The 15,682-nt window shown below is 76.5% G+C and carries 19 protein-coding genes and 1 pseudogene; 11 read left to right on the forward strand and 9 right to left on the reverse strand.

Annotated features, from left to right (window positions below; genetic code table 11):
- Nucleotides 1-118: 118 nt before the first annotated feature.
- The 10 genes from JKP76_RS11450 (at nt 119) to JKP76_RS11495 (ending at nt 9,792) form a co-directional block, all read left to right on the forward strand.
- Complete coding sequence (locus tag JKP76_RS11450) at nt 119-523, forward strand: hypothetical protein (protein WP_200490935.1); 405 nt, start codon at nt 119-121, stop codon at nt 521-523.
- Between the two features lie 570 nt (nt 524-1,093).
- Nucleotides 1,094-1,861 (forward strand): hypothetical protein, encoded by a 768-nt coding sequence (locus JKP76_RS11455; protein WP_200490936.1) that lies wholly within the window; start codon nt 1,094-1,096, stop codon nt 1,859-1,861.
- On the forward strand, nt 1,846-2,268 hold the full coding sequence (locus JKP76_RS11460; protein ID WP_200490937.1) for a YciI family protein: 423 nt from the start codon (nt 1,846-1,848) through the stop codon (nt 2,266-2,268). Before JKP76_RS11455 ends, JKP76_RS11460 begins: the two co-directional genes overlap by 16 nt.
- On the forward strand, nt 2,265-3,569 hold the full coding sequence (locus JKP76_RS11465; RefSeq protein ID WP_309232923.1) for an RNA polymerase sigma factor: 1,305 nt from the start codon (nt 2,265-2,267) through the stop codon (nt 3,567-3,569). Before JKP76_RS11460 ends, JKP76_RS11465 begins: the two co-directional genes overlap by 4 nt.
- Nucleotides 3,570-3,692: 123 nt before the next feature.
- Complete coding sequence (locus tag JKP76_RS11470) at nt 3,693-4,715, forward strand: iron ABC transporter substrate-binding protein (RefSeq protein ID WP_200490938.1); 1,023 nt, start codon at nt 3,693-3,695, stop codon at nt 4,713-4,715.
- A 104-nt stretch (nt 4,716-4,819) separates the two neighbouring features.
- Complete coding sequence (locus JKP76_RS11475; protein ID WP_200490939.1) at nt 4,820-6,322, forward strand: iron ABC transporter permease; 1,503 nt, start codon at nt 4,820-4,822, stop codon at nt 6,320-6,322.
- On the forward strand, nt 6,319-7,395 hold the full coding sequence (locus JKP76_RS11480; protein ID WP_200490940.1) for an ABC transporter ATP-binding protein: 1,077 nt from the start codon (nt 6,319-6,321) through the stop codon (nt 7,393-7,395). The genes JKP76_RS11475 and JKP76_RS11480 overlap by 4 nt, the downstream gene beginning before the upstream one ends.
- Before the next feature lie 230 nt (nt 7,396-7,625).
- The gene (locus JKP76_RS11485) at nt 7,626-8,264 is read left to right on the forward strand and encodes an aldolase (RefSeq protein WP_242471273.1); all 639 of its coding nucleotides are present in this window, start codon (nt 7,626-7,628) and stop codon (nt 8,262-8,264) included.
- Complete coding sequence (locus JKP76_RS11490; RefSeq protein WP_200490941.1) at nt 8,261-9,112, forward strand: NAD(P)-dependent oxidoreductase; 852 nt, start codon at nt 8,261-8,263, stop codon at nt 9,110-9,112. Before JKP76_RS11485 ends, JKP76_RS11490 begins: the two co-directional genes overlap by 4 nt.
- On the forward strand, nt 9,109-9,792 hold the full coding sequence (locus JKP76_RS11495; RefSeq protein WP_200490942.1) for a glycosyltransferase: 684 nt from the start codon (nt 9,109-9,111) through the stop codon (nt 9,790-9,792). Before JKP76_RS11490 ends, JKP76_RS11495 begins: the two co-directional genes overlap by 4 nt.
- Before the next feature lie 9 nt (nt 9,793-9,801).
- Here JKP76_RS11495 and JKP76_RS11500 read toward each other — a convergent pair whose 3' ends face one another.
- From JKP76_RS11500 to JKP76_RS11540, 9 genes and pseudogenes are all read right to left on the reverse strand, one after another.
- Complete coding sequence (locus JKP76_RS11500) at nt 9,802-11,256, reverse strand: glycosyltransferase family 39 protein (protein ID WP_200490943.1); 1,455 nt, start codon at nt 11,254-11,256, stop codon at nt 9,802-9,804.
- Entirely contained in the window at nt 11,253-11,597 is a 345-nt protein-coding gene (locus JKP76_RS11505) for a hypothetical protein (RefSeq protein ID WP_200490944.1), read from the reverse strand. Before JKP76_RS11505 ends, JKP76_RS11500 begins: the two co-directional genes overlap by 4 nt.
- Before the next feature lie 132 nt (nt 11,598-11,729).
- Nucleotides 11,730-12,185 carry a GNAT family N-acetyltransferase gene (locus JKP76_RS11510; protein WP_200490945.1) on the reverse strand — a complete coding sequence of 152 codons (456 nt, stop codon included), beginning with the start codon at nt 12,183-12,185 and terminating at the stop codon, nt 11,730-11,732.
- A gap of 74 nt (nt 12,186-12,259) precedes the next feature.
- Nucleotides 12,260-12,574 carry a DUF6328 family protein gene (locus JKP76_RS11515; RefSeq protein WP_200490946.1) on the reverse strand — a complete coding sequence of 105 codons (315 nt, stop codon included), beginning with the start codon at nt 12,572-12,574 and terminating at the stop codon, nt 12,260-12,262.
- A 64-nt stretch (nt 12,575-12,638) separates the two neighbouring features.
- Nucleotides 12,639-12,692, reverse strand: a pseudogene (locus JKP76_RS24040) (hypothetical protein); the annotation flags it as partial.
- 68 nt (nt 12,693-12,760) lie between these two features.
- Nucleotides 12,761-13,216: a PGPGW domain-containing protein gene (locus tag JKP76_RS20930; protein ID WP_200490948.1), complete on the reverse strand. Its 456-nt coding sequence runs from the start codon at nt 13,214-13,216 to the stop codon at nt 12,761-12,763.
- Between the two features lie 63 nt (nt 13,217-13,279).
- Entirely contained in the window at nt 13,280-14,137 is an 858-nt protein-coding gene (locus JKP76_RS11530) for an SDR family oxidoreductase (protein ID WP_200490949.1), read from the reverse strand.
- Nucleotides 14,138-14,187: 50 nt separating this feature from the next.
- Nucleotides 14,188-14,457 (reverse strand): DUF2277 domain-containing protein, encoded by a 270-nt coding sequence (locus JKP76_RS11535; RefSeq protein ID WP_200490950.1) that lies wholly within the window; start codon nt 14,455-14,457, stop codon nt 14,188-14,190.
- Nucleotides 14,458-14,481: 24 nt separating this feature from the next.
- Nucleotides 14,482-15,138 (reverse strand): hypothetical protein, encoded by a 657-nt coding sequence (locus tag JKP76_RS11540; protein WP_242471274.1) that lies wholly within the window; start codon nt 15,136-15,138, stop codon nt 14,482-14,484.
- Between the two features lie 123 nt (nt 15,139-15,261).
- Between JKP76_RS11540 and JKP76_RS11545 the strand changes: the two genes are divergently transcribed.
- Nucleotides 15,262-15,663, forward strand: a complete 402-nt coding sequence (locus JKP76_RS11545; protein ID WP_200490951.1) for a hypothetical protein — start codon at nt 15,262-15,264, stop codon at nt 15,661-15,663.
- Nucleotides 15,664-15,682: the final 19 nt, after the last annotated feature.

Consider the following 15,682-nt stretch of genomic DNA (forward strand, 5'->3'; position numbering starts at 1 on the left):
CCCGTCCGGGGTGCGGGCCCTCCCGCATGCCGGTACGGAGGCGCGCGGCGGGTGCCGTGCGGGTGACATGCGTCCCCAGCCGTTTGCCACACCGCGGGGACGGGGGACACCTCCCGGTATGAGCATCACCCCCGAGGCCCTGGCAGCGGAGTTCTCGCTGACCACGGCCGCGACCCGACTCGATTTCCTCAGCCGCCGCGACAACGGCGACACCACGCTCAACACCGTCCGGGACGACGACGATTCCTGGGCGTCGCTCAAGGACACCGACACCCAGCTCGACGTGCACGAGTCCCTGGAGCTGCTCGCCCTCGGCGAGGTCGTGGCGCGCAAGGCGCACGACAGCCGGCTGGTCGGCATCCGCGCGGCCCTGCGCGGCGGCGCCTCGTGGGAGCAGATCGCCACCGCGCTGGGCGTCACCCCGGAGCAGGCGTGGGACACCTTCCTGGCATCGGTCGAGCAGCTCGAGGACGACGCCGCGGCAGCCGCCCGCGAGCTGGCCGGGGCCCGCCCCGGCCGCTGAGGCCCAGCGGGCCCCGCCTCACCAGCGCAGCGGCTGGATGGAGCGCGAGTCGGCGGTGTGGCAGGGGCGGCAGTGGCCCCAGGTCACGATCTGGAGGGGCGTGGCCGGGCCGCCGCACTCGGGGCACTCGACCTGCTCGCCCGCCTTGGATCGCGCCTCGGCGATCTCCGCGGCGCGGTCCTGGTGGATCCGCGCGTCCCCCCGGCAGGGGCAACCGAGGTGGGCGTCGGCGCATCGTCCGTGCTGAGCGGGAACGGGGTGCCTCCTGGACGGGGCCGCAGCGGTGGCAACCGTGCGGGTTCTCCCAGGTTAGCGGTCCGCGGCGTTCTCGGGATCCCTCCGCCGGGGGCTTTTGCAGGCAGGGCCCCGGTGGGTGCCCCGGGGCCGGGTCAGCGGCTCTCCAGCGCCGGGGCGCCCGGTGGGGCGCGGGGCCGCTGGGGCGCGCGGTTCATCCGGAACGCTTCGTTATCGGACCGAGTCCGGCGTGACGACGGGGAAGCCCCAGGTCAGCGCGCCGTCGTGCAGTCTCTCCGCGACCTGCACCACCGTCCGGAGCACCCAGGAGCACCCATGACCGTCCCCGGCCCCGACGCCCCCACCCCCGGCGGGCCCGCCGGCCAGGACCCGGCGCCGCAGCAGCCCGCCGGCCAGAACCCGGCTCCGCAGCACCCGGCGCCGCAGCAGCCCGTCGGCCAGTACCCGGCTCCCCAGTACCCGGCAGCGCAGCAGCCGGCCGCGCAGGGGCCGTCCTCGAAGAAGAAGTGGCTCGGCATCGCCGGTGGCGTCGCCGTCGCCGGTGTGGTCGGCGCCGGCGTGCTGGGCGTCTTCGGTGCCGGCACCTCGGACGTCGGTGACTGCATCAGGACGACCAGCGACACCGACTACGAGACGGTCGACTGCGACTCGAAGGAGGCCGAGTTCAAGATCATCGGCATCGACGAGCAGGAGATGACCTACAAGGACTTCGAGGAGGCTCCCGTCGAGGACCTCTGCGTCGACTTCGTCGACACGACCGAGTACGTGCTCTGGGAGGGCGACATGCTCACCGAGGCCCGGCACCATCTACTGCGCCGGCCCGGTCTGATCGGTCCGGGTCGCCCGCCGGCTCCGGCCGCGGGCGGCCCGGGATCACCGCCCCTGGGGCAGAAACGGCCCTTTCTGCCCCCGAGGAGGCGGGCAGAACGGGGGCGGCGGGGTCGGGTCGGAAAAAAGTTCGCGCGCCGTGTCGATCCCGCCCGCGCCCGATCGACGGAAGGGTGGAGGGGAGCTCGCGCCGGCCCACCGGGACCGGCCTCCACCTCCGCCGACAAGGGAGAACTCCGATGCGCTTCATGGTGATCGTCAAGGCGACCGAGGACAGCGAGCGGGGCGCGCTGCCCAGCCAGGAGATGCTCGAGGCGATGGGCGCCTACAACGAGGAGCTGGTCAAGGCCGGCGTCATGCTCGACGGCGACGGGCTGCGGCCCAGTTCCCACGGCGCCCGCGTGCGGTTCGACGACAAGGGCGAGGCCACCGTCGTCGACGGCCCGTTCACCGAGACCAAGGAGCTCGTCTCGGGCTACTGGATCTTCGACGTGTCCTCCAAGGAGGAGGCCGTGGAGTGGGCCCGCAAGGCGCCGTTCCGCGGCGGTGAGCTGGAGATCCGCCCGTTCTCCGTCGCGGAGGACTTCGGCGAGGCGTTCACCCCCGAGCTGCAGGAGAAGGAGAACCAGCTCCGGGAGCAGAACGCCCAGCGCCAGGCGTGAGCACCCCCGGGACGGCGTCGACGGCCGCGGACCTGCACCGCGTCGTCGACGCCGTCTGGCGCATGGAGTCGGCCCGCATCGTCGGCGCCCTGACCCGCGTCACCGGCGACGTCGGGCTGGCCGAGGAGCTGGCCCAGGACGCGCTGGTCGCGGCGCTGGAGCAGTGGCCGGGGACCGGCGTCCCGGCGCGGCCCGGGGCGTGGCTCATGGCCACCGCCAAGCACCGGGCGGTCGACACCTTCCGGCGGGCGCAGAACCTGCGCCGCAAGACCGAGGAGCTGGGGCGCGGGCTGGTGCAGGAGGAGGGCGCCGAGGAGGACTGGGCCGCCGCGCTCGACGAGGTCGTGGAGGACGACGTCCTGCGGCTGGTGTTCATCGCCTGCCACCCGGTGCTCTCGCGCGAGGCCCGGGTGGCGCTCACCCTGCGGCTGGTCGGCGGGCTGACCACGGAGGAGATCGCGCGCGCCTTCCTCGTCCCGGAGACGACGCTGGCGCAGCGGATCGTGCGGGCGAAGCGGACCCTGACCGCCGCTCGGGTGCCGTTCGAGATGCCCACCGGCCCGGACTTCGCCGACCGGCTCTCCTCGGTGCTCGAGGTGCTCTACCTGGTCTTCAACGAGGGGTACGCGGCGACGGCGGGGGAGGACCTCGTCCGGCCGGCGCTCTGCGCGGAGGCGATGCGGCTCGGGCGCATCCTGGCCGGGCTGGTGCCGGAGGAGTCCGAGGTGCACGGCCTGGTCGCCCTCCTGGAGCTGCAGGCCTCCCGGCTGGCCGCGCGCACCGGACCGGACGGCGCGTCGGTGCTGCTCGCCGACCAGGACCGCAGCCGGTGGGACCGCGTGCTGGTCACCCGAGGGCTGGCGGCGCTGGACCGGGCGCACGGGACGGCGCGGGGCGGCCTCGGCCCCTACGCGCTGCAGGCGGAGATCGCGGCCTGCCACGCCCGGGCGCACAGCGTCGAGGAGACCGACTGGGCGGCGATCGCCGGGTCGTACGAGGCGCTCGCCGCGCTCACCCCCTCACCGGTGGTGGAGCTCAACCGAGCGGTGGCGGTGTCGCGCGCGTACGGGCCGGCGGCGGGGTTGGAGCTGGTCGACGCGTTGCTCGACGTCCCGGCGATGAGCGGGTACCACCTGCTGCCCGCCGTCCGCGGGGACCTGCTGGTGTCCCTGGGCCGGGCCGAGGAGGCCCGGGGCGAGTTCCAGCGGGCCGCGGGGCTGACGCGCAACGAGCGCGAGCGCGCCCTCCTGCTCGGCCGCGCCGCCGACTGCGGGGCACGGGCGGTGCCGCCCGGCGCCTGAGCGAACTCCCGGCCGGCGCCGGACCCGCGACCGCGCCCGACCGGCGCGCCCCCGGCCGTGCCTATCCTTAGGTGTGCCTTGCCTACCGGCGGGGTGCGGAGCCGATGCAGGAGGACCACGTCCGTGACCACGCCGCGCCGGGCGCTCCCCGGGCTGTTGACTGCTGCCGCCGTCGTCGCCGCCCTCGCGGGCTGCGGCGAGTCGGAGGCGTCGGGGGCCGACACGCTGACCGTGTACAGCGCGCAGCACGAGAGCCTGGTCCGCACGATGCTCGAGGGCTTCACCGACGAGACCGGCATCGAGCTGGAGTTCCGCGACGCCAACGACTCCGAGCTGGCCAACCAGATCGTCCAGGAGGGCGACGCCTCCCCGGCCGACGTCTTCCTCACCGAGAACAGCCCGGCGATCGACGTCGTCGACGACGAGGGCCTCCTCGAGCCGGTCGACCAGGCGACGCTGGACCAGGTGGAGGCGGCCTACCGGCCGGGGTCGGGCAACTGGGTCGGCTTCGCCGCCCGCTCGACCGCGCTGATCTACAACCCGGCCGAGATCGCCGAGGACGAGCTGCCGGCCTCGATGCTCGACCTGGCCGACCCCGCCTGGGAGGGGCGGGTCGCGATCGCCTCCGGCGGTGCGGACTTCCAGGCGATCGTCAGCGCGGTGCTCGCGCTGGAGGGCGAGGACGCGACGCGCGCCTGGCTGGAGGGCCTGCAGCGCAACGCGGAGGTCTACGCCAGCAACACCGCGATCATGAAGGCCGTCGACGAGGGCGAGGTCCCCCTCGGCATCACCTACCACTACTACTGGTTCCGCGACCAGGCGCAGAACGGCCTCATCGGCGACGACGCCCGGCTGCACTGGTTCCGCCATCAGGACCCCGGCGCCTTCGTCAGCGTCTCCGGAGCCGGCGTGCTCGCCTCCTCCGACCAGAAGGACGACGCACAGCGGCTGGTCGAGTGGCTGACCAGCAGTCAGGCCCAGGAGCGGCTGGCCGACAGCAGCGCGCTCGAGTACGCGGTCGGTGTGGGGGTGGCGTCGGCCGACGCCCTGCCGCCCCTGGCCGACCTCCAGGCACCCGCCGTCGACCCCGGGGCGCTCGACGCCCCGCTGGTCACCCGGCTGATGCAGGAAGCGGGCCTGCTCTGACCGCTCCTCCGCTGCCGGGCCCGGGCCCCGGGGCGCCGGTCCTCCCGGCGGCCCGGGGCTCGCGGGCGTCGGCATCGCCCCGCCGCCGGCTGCGCCGGTCGCCGGTGACCCTGGCGCTGGCCGTCGCCGTCGCCGCGCTGGCGCTGCTGCCGCTGGGCTACATCGCCTGGTACTGCGTGGACCTCGGCTGGGCCGGCATCCGCGAGCTCGTCCTCCGGCCCCGGGTGGGGGAGCTGCTCTGGAACACCGTCCGGCTGGTGGCCGGCACGGTGCTCGTCTGCGCCGTGCTGGGCCTGGGAGCCGCCTGGCTGGTCGAGCGCACCTCGGTCCCGGGCCGGCGCGTCTGGCACGTGCTGCTGGTCGCCCCGCTGGCCGTGCCGGCCTTCGTGAACAGCTACGCGTGGGTCTCGCTGCTGCCCGGCCTGGACACCTACGCCGGCGCGCTGCTCGTCGTCAGCCTGTCCTACTTCCCCTTCGTGTACCTACCGCTGGCCGCGGCCTTCCGCGGGCTGGACCCCGCGCTCGAGGAGACCGCCCGGGGGCTGGGGCTCTCGACGTGGTCGGTCTTCCTCCGGGTCCAGTTGCCGCAGCTGCGGGTCGCCCTGCTCGGCGGCAGCCTCCTGGTGGCCCTGCACCTGCTCGCCGAGTTCGGCGCGCTGCAGATGCTCCGCTACCCGACGTTCACGACCGCGATCTACGACCAGTACCGCGCCACGTTCAACGGACCGGGCGCCACGATGCTGGCCGGCGTCCTCGTCGTCCTCTGCCTGGTCCTGCTGCTCGCCGAGATCCGGCTGCGCGGGCACCGGGGCTACGCCCGCGCCGGCCGGGGTGCCCCGCGTCCGGTCCGGCCGGTGCGCCTGGGCCGCCTCACGCCGCCGGCGCTCGGCGGGCTCGCCGTCCTCGTCGGTCTCTCGCTCGTCGTGCCGCTGGGCAGCCTCGGCTACTGGGTGGCCCGCGGGGCCGGTGCGGCCCTGGACGGCGCGGCGCTGCTGACCACCACGGGGACGACGCTCGCCCTGGCCGCGGTGGCGGCGGCGCTGACCACCGCGATGGCGCTGCCCACGGGCTGGCTCGCCGTCCGGGCCCGGGGCCGCGTCTCGACCCTGCTGGAGCGCAGCACCTACGTCGGCAGCTCGGTGCCCGGCATCGTCGTCGGCCTGGCGCTGGTGACCCTCAGCATCCGGGCTACGCCCTGGCTCTACCAGACGGTGCCGGTGCTGCTGGTCGCCTACGCGATCCTGTTCCTGCCCCGCGCGATCGTCACCGTGCGCTCCGCGGTCGAGCAGTCCCCGGCCCTCTACGACGACGTCGCGGCCTCCCTCGGCGCCTCGGCGCCGGCGCGGCTGCGGCGGGTGACCCTGCCGCTGCTCGCCCCGGGCATCGGCGCGGGTGCGGCGCTCGTCTTCCTGGCGGTCGTCACGGAGCTGACCGCCACGCTGCTGCTGGCCCCCACCGGGACGACGACGCTGGCGACGGCGTTCTGGTCGGCGAGCAGCGCCCTCGACTACGGCGCGGCAGCGCCCTACGCGGTGGTCATGGTGCTGCTCTCGGCGCCGGCGACCGTCCTCCTGTCCCGAGACGCCCGACGAGGACTGACCCCATGAGCTCCCTGACCGTCACCGGCCTGACCAAGGCCTTCGGCGCCACCCCCGTCCTCCGGGGGGTCGACCTGCACGTGCCGACCGGAACCCTCACCGCGCTGCTCGGGCCCTCCGGGTGCGGCAAGACCACGCTGCTGCGGCTGGTCGCCGGCTTCGACGACCCGGACTCCGGCACCGTCGCCGTCGGCGACCGCGTGGTCGCCGGTGGACCCGGGCGCGGTGTGCCCGCCCGCCGCCGCGGCATCGGCTTCGTGCCGCAGGAGGGCGGTCTCTTCCCGCACCTCACGGTGGCGGGCAACATCGGGTTCGGTCTGCCCCGGCACGAACGCCGCGACGGGGGCCGGATCCGGTCGCTGCTCGAGATCGTCGGGCTGGACGCAGCGCTCGCGGCCCGCTCCCCGCACCAGCTCTCCGGTGGCCAGCAGCAGCGCGTGGCGCTCGCCCGGGCGCTCGCACCGGCGCCCTCCCTGGTGCTGCTCGACGAGCCGTTCTCCTCCCTCGACGCCGCGCTGCGCGAGGAGACCCGCGCCGCCGTCGCCACCGCCCTGGACGCCACCGGCGCCACCGCGGTGCTGGTCACCCACGACCAGGCCGAGGCGCTGTCGATGGCCGACCAGGTGGCCGTGCTGCGCGAGGGCCGGCTGGTGCAGCTGACCGATCCGCAGACCCTCTACCGCAGCCCGCAGGACCTCGACGTGGCCACCTTCGTGGGCGAGGCGGTCGTGCTCACCGCCGACCTCCGCGCGGGGACGGCGCACTGCGCCCTCGGGCCCGTGCCGGTCGACGGGGCGCCCGCGGACGGCCCGGCGCGGGTGCTGCTGCGGCCGGAGCAGCTCCGACTGTCGGCCCCGGGCCCGGTGCCGGGGGAGCTCCTGGCCCTCGTGGGCGCGGTCGACTTCTACGGCCACGACGCCCGGGTCGGGCTCACCCTCCCCGACGGCACGGCCGTGACCGCCCGGCTGGACGGCGCCGACCTGCCCGCGGCCGGTGCGCAGGTGGCGGTGACCGTGCGGGGCTCGGCGCTGGCCTTCCCGACGTCGGTGGGCACCGGGCAGCCGACGTCGGTGCCGGCCTGACGTCTGCGCCGCACCGCGCCGCACCCCTGCCGGGACCGGGGATTAGGAGAGCCTAAGCTCACGTCCCGTGGATCTCCTCCTCTTCACCGTCGACCCGTCCTGGGGGCGCGACGTGGTCGCCGCCGGAGCAGCCGGCATCGTCGTCGACTGGGAACGGCGGGGGAAGGCGCGACGCCAGCCTCGGCGAGAACACGCAGATCAACGAGGACACCCCCGAGGACCTGACCCGCATGCGGTCCGCTGTCGACGGGCTGCTCGTGTGCCGGATCAACGGCTACGGCCCCTGGACGCCCGACGAGGTGGACGACGCCGTCGCACGCGGCGCGGACGAGATCCTGCTGCCGATGGTCCGCACGGTCGAGGAGGTGGACCGGACGCTCGACGTGGTCGCGGGCCGGTGCGGTCTCGGCATCCTCGTCGAGACGCAGCACGCCGTCGACCGGGCGGTCGACCTGGCCCGCCGGCCGCTGTCGCGGATCTACGTGGGGCTCAACGACCTGCGCATCGACCGCCGGTCCACCGAGCTGTTCCGCCCCCTCGTCGACGGCACCGTCGAGGCCGTGCGGGCGGCGACGGTCAGCCAGCCGTTCGGCGTGGGCGGCCTGACGCTGCCCGGCGGCGGGTTCCCGGTGAGCGCGGACCTGCTCGCCGCCGAGCTCGTCCGGACCGGCACCGAGTTCACCTTCCTCCGGCGGTCCTTCACCGCCGACATGGCCGGGCGGGACCCGTTCACCGAGGTCCCGCGGCTGCTCGGATCCCTCGCCGAGCTCCGCGGCAGCGCCCCGGCGGCCGTCGCCGAGAACCGGTCCCGGTTCGTCGAGGCCGTCGACGGGCGGCCGCTCGCGCTGGCGTCGGCCCCGCCCGCGTGAGGGCCGTCGTCACCGGTGCCGGCGGCTTCGTCGGCCGGCACCTCGTCCGGCGGCTGCAGCTCGACGGCTGGGACGTCGCGCCGTTGGGCCGCGAGCAGGTCGACCTCGCCGACCCCGTCGCCGCCGCGGCGGCAGTGCGGGCCGCGGATCCCGACGTGGTGTTCTCGCTGGCCGCCGGCCGCGCGAAGGCGACCGCTGCGGAGCGGGCCGCGACGGTGGCGGTGAACACCAGCCCCTGGCTGGTGGACGCGCTGCCCGACCGGTGCCGCACGGTGGTCCGGCTGGGCTCCTCCACGGAGTACGCCGCCTCGCCCGCGCCGCTGACCGAGCGGGCCGCCCTCGAGCCGAGGGGCTTCTTCGGCGCGACGAAGGCCGCCGGGTCCCTGCTGCTGCAGGCCGCCGCGGCCGAGCGCGGGATCCGCGCGGTGGTGCTCCGCGCCTTCCAGGTTTACGGCCCCGGCGACCACCCGACGCGGCTGGTCCCGGTCGTCCTCGAGGCGGCCCGCACCGGGGGCACCGTGGCGCTGCCCGCGCACGTCAGCCGGCGGGACTGGGTGTGGGTCGGCGACGTGGTGGACGCGTGCCTGCGTGCCGCCGGCCGGGAGGACCTGCCGCCGGGCGTCGTCCTCAACATCGGGACCGGGGTGCAGACCAGCACCGAGGAGCTCGTCGAGACCGCCGCCCGCGTGACCGGCCGGCCGATCGCCACGGCGCCCGGCGCGCACCCGGGCCGGCACTGGGACACCGCCGACTGGGTCTGCGACCCGACCGCCGCGCGGCGGCAGCTCGGGTGGGCACCGACCGTCGACCTCGCCGAGGGGCTGGCCCGCACCTGGGCGCGCTCGTGAGCACGCGGGTCGCCGTCGTCGCGCCGGTGTACGGGAACGAGGCCACCCTGCGCCCGCTGGCGGAGCGGCTGGCCGGTGCGCTGGTGGGCCGGGACTGGCGGCTGCGGCTGGTCGTCGACGCCTCGCCGGACGGCAGCGCCGCCGTCGCGGCCGCCCTGGAGGCGGAGGACCCCCGCATCGGCGTCACCGTCCTCGCGGTCAACGGCGGCCAGCACGCGGCGCTCGCCCGCGGCCTGGCCGACGAGGGGTCGGCCGAAGCCTGGGTCGTCCTGGACGCCGACCTCCAGGACCCGCCGGAGGCCGTGCCGCTGCTGCTGGACCGGCTGGCCCGGGGGGACGTCGCCGCGGTCTTCGCCGGCCGGCGGGGGCGCTACGAGTCGGCGGCCCGGCGGCTCACCGGCGGCCTGCACCGGTGGGTCGCGGCCCGGCTCACCGGCCTGCCGGCCGACGCCGGCGCCTTCTTCGCCATGGACCGGGCCGTGCGGGACGCCGTCGTCACCGCGGTGCGCGACGGCGGTGCCCCCAGCGTGGTGCTGGCGGTCGCCGCGGCCCGGCGGCCGGTCGCGAGCCTCCCCGTCGAGCGGGACACCCGCCCCGAGGGCCGGTCGGCCTGGACGACCCGCACGCGGCTGCGCCAGTCGGCCCGGTCGCTGCACTGGGCGCTGCTGGCCCGTCGCTGACCCGACCGGTCAGGTGCCGGCCTCCCAGCGCTGCAGCACCAGCCGGGTCTGCGTGCCGCGGAAGTCCTGCTCGTCGCCCAGCCGGAGCCCGGCGGCACGCAGGATCTCGTCGTCGTCGGTGGGCTCGGGTACGCCGTCGATGAGCCGCCGGACCAGCCAGACCCGGTCCGCGTCGGCCGGGGCATCGTCCGGCGGCAGGACCAGGTCGGCGCGCAGCCGTGGCGCGAGCACCCGCACGTAGTGGTCCAGCCCGATCGCCGAGCGCTGGTCGGCGGCGACCACCGGCTCGCCGGCGACCTGGGCCGCGGCGAGGGCGCGCACGAGGTCGTCGGCGCGCTCGCGGGGCTCGCGATCGAGCAGCGGGGTGCTGGCGAGCAGCGCGCACACCAGCAGCACCGCCGCCAACGGCGCCCGTCCCACGCGCGGCACGGCCAGGGCCCCGACCGCCGCCAAGACGGCGAGCCCGAGCAGCCCGGCCAGGAGGTACCGCGGGTGGTAGACGGGCCGGAGCAGCTCGGCGCCCACCAGGAGCAGCAGCGGGACGCAGGTCCACGCCAGCCCGAGCACCCGCAGCTCGCGGGTGCCCCGCACCGCACCCACCACCGCCAGTCCGACGACGAGCCACAGCAGGGGGGTGCGCCCGCCGGCCCAGGCCTCGACGGCGTAGCCCAGCAGGCGGCCGTCGGTGTCCCGGAGGTGCTCGGCGTTGCGCGACCCCGTGCCGTTGAGCAGGTTGACGCCGACCAGCAGGCCGACGGGCAGTGCGGCCGCCGCCCCCACCAGGACGACCGGCAGCGCCCGGCGCCCGCGCAGCACCACCGCGGCGACGACGAAGGCCGCCAGCACGGTCACGGCGTACCAGTGGGCCAGCCCCATGCCCGCGCCGGCGAGCCCGAGCAGCAGCAGCCCCCGCGGCGGCTCCTGCAGCCACCGGACGAGGCCGAGCGCCGTCGCCCCGGTCGCCAGCACGGCCAGCCCGTAGCTGCGGGCCTCGACCGACTGCTGGAGCAGCAGGGGGCCGGCCGCCATGAGCAGCCCGGCGAGGACGCCGGTGGCGGTGCCGCCCAGCCGGGCGACGGCGCGGGTGGCCAGGGCGAGGCCGCCGGCGGTGGCGACGAGGGACAGCACGCGGAGCGCGGTGTCGCTGCCGAGGCCGGGCACGGACATCCACGCGTGCACGACCACGTAGTACGGCGCGTTGTACGACGGGGGGACGCCGGCGAGGTAGCTGGTCACGCCCTCGCCGTCCCGGATGGCGGCCAGGATCTCGCCGAGCGGCCGGCGGCCCACCTCGGCGGTGAACAGCTCGTCGAACCAGAGCCCGTGCCCGGGGAGCAGCAGCAGGATCCCGAGCGCCAGCACCAGCGCCGGCGGCAGGAGCTCGGCGAGGGACCAGCGCGGCGACGGGCCGCGGTCGGCCTGCCGCGGCGTCGCGGGCGCGTCGGTCTCCCGGGTCGCCGTCACGGCCCGAGGCTAGGCGACGACCGGCCGTGCCCTGGACGGGGCAGGCGGTCGAGGAGGGCCCGGGCGAGGGCGACGGCGGCGGGGTCGACCGGGTCGCGTTCCGCGGCGGCGCGCAGCACCCCGGCCAGCGGCCCGGCGACAGCGGGGGAGAGCGCCGTGATCCACGCCGCCGACGCAGCCCGCGCCTCGGCCACGTGCTCGGTGCCGCCGTCCGGCAGGTGCGCGACGACCTCGGGTCGGGACGCCAGCAGCCCGGCCGGGCGCCAGTCGCCGGATGTCGTGCGGGCCGCCAGCTGCTCGAGCCGGTCGGCCGCCGCGCGGAGTGCGGTCGCGTCGTCCACCCGGGCATCGTGGCGGGTCGCGGTGGTGCCGGCTCGTGGGGGGTGGGCGGCGGCCGCGCGAGAGCCCCCACCTGGACCCGGAGCACGGGAGCGACGTGCTCGCCGGCACCCGGCGGATCCCCCGCCCCGGGCTCAGGCCGGCTCGCGGCGCATGGGCACGTGCGGGATGCCGTCCTCGTCGTAGCCCGGGCCGCTGCGCCGGAAGCCGAACTGCTCGTACCAGGACTCCAGGTGCGCCTGGGCGCCGAGCGTCATCGGGCCGTCGCCGTGGTCGGCGACCGCGAGCTCGATCAGCCGGGCGGCGAGCCCCTGGCCGCGGAAGGCCGGCGCGGTGACGACCCGGCCGACCGCCCGGCTCCCCCCGTCCTCCAGGACCCGGATCAGCGCCGCGACCTCGCCGTCGGCGGTCTCGAACCACAGGTGCTCGGTGCCCGGCTCCAGGTCGCGGCCGTCCAGCTCGGGATACGGGCAGGCCTGCTCCACGACGAAGACGTCGACCCGCAGCCGGAGCAACCGGTACACCTCGGACGGGGACAGCTCGGCGAACCGGGCCCGGCGCAGGACGGGGTCGCCGGAGGAGGACGTCATGCCCCATTGGTACCGGAGCCCCGACGGCCGGCCATCTGCGGTCGCCGCACCGCCTCATCCGCGTCCGGGGCGGGTCAGCTCCCCGGGTCGTCCTGCTCCTTGCGGGACCGCAGCCACAGCGGGACGGCGAGCCACCACCACGCGAGCAGCGCCGCCACGCCGGCCGACACCACCCAGGCCATGGTCCGGTCGAACAGGACGTCGACGACCAGCAGCAGCGCGGAGCAGACGGCGACGGCGAGCACCACCAGCCCGGCGAAGGCGGAGCGGTTGCTGCGGTGCAGCAGCGCCTCCTTGTCCTTCTGCCGGAACAGCACCCGGTGCTGCGCGGCGGGCGCGATGAGGAGGGCCGTGGCGACCGCGGCCGCGACGAGGGCGACCAGGTACACCGTCGCGGTGGAAGTCGGTCAGCTCGTCGACCCCCGCGGAGAAGGGCACGACGAGCAGGAAGGCGAAGAGGAACTGGACACCGGGCAGAGCCACCCGGAGCTCGTTGAGCAGCTCCATGAGCTCGCGGTTGACCCGCTCCTGCCGGGTCTCGCCGTCCTGGGCCACCTGGTCCTCCTCGCGCCGGCCTACCGGCCCAGGGCCGTCGTCGCCTGATCCACCAGCTCGAAGTGGCCGACCGCCCAGAACGCCGCGCCGGCCGCGGCCAGGCCGCCGACGGTGACGGCCAGGGAGGTGGCCGGGTGCTGCCGGGCGTGCGCCCACGCGTCGGTGGCCTTGCGGCGGAAGGTGTCGAAGAACCGCCGGGCCCAGGCGAACTCCGTCGACCACACCCACAGGCCCAGCAGGACCGGCGGGATGGTCAGCGGGCCGGGCAGCACGGCCAGCGCCACCCCGAGGGCCACGCACAGCAGGCCCATCACGAACACGCCGATCCGCCAGGTCAGGGCGACCTGGCGGTTGGCGTGCACCCGCGCGCGGAACGAGCCGGGCCGCACCTCGCGGGGGCGGCCCAGCCCGTCGGTGCAGTCGGGGCAGCGGGTCGCGCCGCCGGTGGGAGCGGTGGGCGCGGAGGTCGTCGTCACGAGGGCAGGAGGTACCCGGGCCCGCCGCCGGTCACTCCCGTTGTGCGCGACCTTTCCGCCGGGTCAGCCGACGAGGGTGGTCAGCGCGGTGCGCAGGTCGGTGGCCGGCCGGCCGAGCAGCCGCTCGAGGTCGGTGGCCGGGACGTCGAGCTCGCCCGCGGCCGTGGCCAGTTCGAGGGCGAGCACGAAGCCCGCCGTCCCCTGGTCGAGACCGGCGGCCAGCAACCCGGCCTCGAAGTCGGCGGGGGAGAGGTCGCGGTAGGCGAGGTCGGTGCCGGTGACGTCGCCGAGCACGGCGGCCAGCTCGGACATGGTGAACGCCGGGCCGCCCAGCTCGTAGGTCGCCGAGGCGGGGGAGTCGGCCAGCAGAGCGGCGACGGCCGCCTCGGCGTAGTCGGCGCGGGGCGCCGCGGCCACCCGGCCCTCGCCGGCGGCGCCGACGATCGCGCCGGTCGCCCGGTACTGCGGCAGCTGGGCGGTGTAGTTCTCGACGTACCAGCTGTTGCGCAGCAGCACCGAGTCGATGCCGGAGGCGCGCAGCAGCTCCTCGGTGAACCGGTGCTCGACGGCCAGCGGGGTGCTGTTGGTGTCCGCGCGGGCGATGCTCGTGTACGCGATCCGCCGCACGCCGGTGGCCTGCGCGGCCTCCACGACGGTGCGGTGCTGGGCCTCGCGCTGCCCGGCCTCGCTGCCCGAGACGAAGAGCAGCCGGTCGACGCCGGTGAGCGCGGCCTTCACGGCTGCCGGGTCGCCGTAGTCGGCGACCCGCACCTGGACGCCACGGGCGGCGAGGTCCGCGACCTTCGCGGGGTCCCGGACGACGGCCACGACGTCGCCCGCGGGAACGCCGCGGTCGAGGAGCGCGGAGACGGCGAGACGGCCCAGGTGCCCGGTGGCGCCGGTGACGGCGGAGGTGGTCATGCGCGGGTCAAGCTGCGTCGGTACCCGGGCATTCCCGCCGCGCCCGGACGTCAGGTGCCGTAGCGCAGCACCGCCCGCTCGCGGGCCTTCGCCGCCTCGACCTCGCGGTCCTTGGGCGGGGCCGTCGTCACCAGCGATCCGAGCAGCCGCGCGGAGACCTCGGCGATCTCCTCGACGGCGCGGTCGAACGCCTCGGCGTTGGCGCGGGACGGCTTCGTCGTGCCGCTGATCTTGCGGACGTACTGCAGGGCCGCGGCACGGATCTCGTCGTCGGTCGCCGGTGGCTCGAAGTTGGAGAGCGGGCGGATGTTCCGGCACATGGCCGCGAGCGTAGGAGCGCGGCGTCAGCCCGGGAAGCCCGCGCGGTCCACCGTGCGGTGGTACCGGTCGCCGAGCTTCCCGCCCAGCACCGCGGCCAGCAGCGTGGCCACCAGGACGGCGCCGAGGGTGATGAGCGCGCCGGTGGTGGCGGTGCCCTCCTCGATCGGGATGCGCGGCAGGTCGAGCTGCTGGAGCACGTTGTACTGGGCACCCGCGACCGCGCCGGCACCCGCGAGCACGAGCACGACGACCAGGCCGATGAGCCAGACCGCGAACCCCTGGCGGGCGCCGTCGAACCGGGCCATCCGGCCCGCGACGTACCCACCGGCCAGGTAGGCGAGGAACAGGACGACGAGCGCGGCGATCGCGCCGCCGAGCCCGATCGTGGCCGCCTGCTCGGCGGCGTCGTCGGCGGAGTCGACCCCCGAGGCGAGCCCGAGGGCGACCCCGGCGGCGCCGAGGGCGGCGAGCAGCAGGACGGCGAGGCCGTTGGCCGACAGCCAGCCGAAGAACGCCGATCCCCACCGGATGCCGCCGAAGGAGGCGCGCTGGGCGGCGACGGTCTCCTGGACCGACGGGGGAGCGGCGTGCCGAGGGGCCGCCTCCGGCGCGGGCTGGACGCGGGTCTGCTCGCGCTCGGGCAGGGTGGGCTCGGTACCGGACGTCGTGGAGCCGGTCATGGTGTCTCCTCGCAGGACACGTGCGTCGATCCCCCCGGACGGCACTGCGGGTTGCCCCGCGGGCGGCAGCCAAACGGCACGGGGCCGCACGTCCCCCGGACGGGCGAACAGGACGGAGGCGGCATGACGGTGCTCCTGGTCGACGCGGCCAACGTCGTCGGCGCGCGCCCCGACGGGTGGTGGCGCGACCGCGCGGGCGCGGCGACCCGCCTGCTCGAACGGCTCGGCGGGCTCGTCGGGCGCACGGTGACCGGCCCGGACGGCGGGCCGCTGACGTGCACCGCGGTGGTCGCCGTCGTCGAGGGGCGGGCACGCGAGGCGGCCGGCCCGCCGGCGGTCGAGGTGGTGCGCGCGGCCGGCAGCGGCGACGACGCCCTCGCCGCCGAGGCGGCCGCGCTCGCCGCGGCCGGCCGGCCCGTGCTGGCGGTGACCGCAGACCGGGGGCTGCGCGCGCGGCTGCCCGGCACGGTCGCCGTCACCGGGCCGGGCTGGCTGCTGGCCCGCCTGGACGAGGCCGCGGGTTGACCCGGCGGAGGCGGGGGTA

The sequence above is a fragment of the Blastococcus sp. TML/C7B genome, from assembly GCF_016612845.1.
Taxonomy (GTDB): Bacteria; Actinomycetota; Actinomycetes; order Mycobacteriales; family Geodermatophilaceae; genus Blastococcus.